The organism is Neisseria sp. P0018.S001 (genome assembly GCF_051957355.1).
Taxonomy (GTDB): Bacteria; Pseudomonadota; Gammaproteobacteria; order Burkholderiales; family Neisseriaceae; genus Neisseria; species Neisseria subflava_A.
Window position 1 is genome coordinate 1 of record NZ_JBQCWN010000086.1, and the last position, 424, is coordinate 424.

A 424-nucleotide genomic window follows, 5' to 3' on the forward strand; every position below is an offset into this window, starting at 1 on the left:
GTTTCAGCATTTCTTTCCATTTGTAGAACTGCCTCCGCTTTAGAGGGTAATGAGGTCGTCTGAAAAACATCAGACGACCTTTGGCATCATCATCAAGATACAGGAAGGATGCAATTGATTGGTGAAGACTTGCATCATGATACCGGCCATATTGGTTGGGAAGCGATGAGTAAAGGAAAGTGACTATGTGGAAAATCATAAAAGAGGATAGTGATGATTTAGGATTTGCAATTAAATGCTTATTCTCTCAATCTATTGATTTAAATGAATTCAAGTTATGGATTGAACAAGTAATACGCGATATGCCCATTGAGGACACCCCTTTTTATATTTTTGACTTGGCGGATTTCGATGGGGTAATTGCCGATATTGACAATATTGTAGGTTTTGTTTCGAGTTACAGCCTATCAAAATCGAAAAAAAA

At 37.3% G+C, this 424-nt stretch carries 1 protein-coding gene and 1 pseudogene; both read left to right on the forward strand.

The genetic code is table 11. The features are described from left to right. Nucleotides 1–81 precede the first annotated feature (81 nt). Nucleotides 82–183, forward strand: a pseudogene (locus ACTHTJ_RS10950) (HNH endonuclease); the annotation flags it as partial. Between the two features lie 2 nt (nucleotides 184–185). Further along, nucleotides 186–424, forward strand: a 239-nt coding sequence (locus ACTHTJ_RS10955; protein ID WP_440361017.1) for a hypothetical protein, incomplete at its 3' end; no start/stop codon positions are given.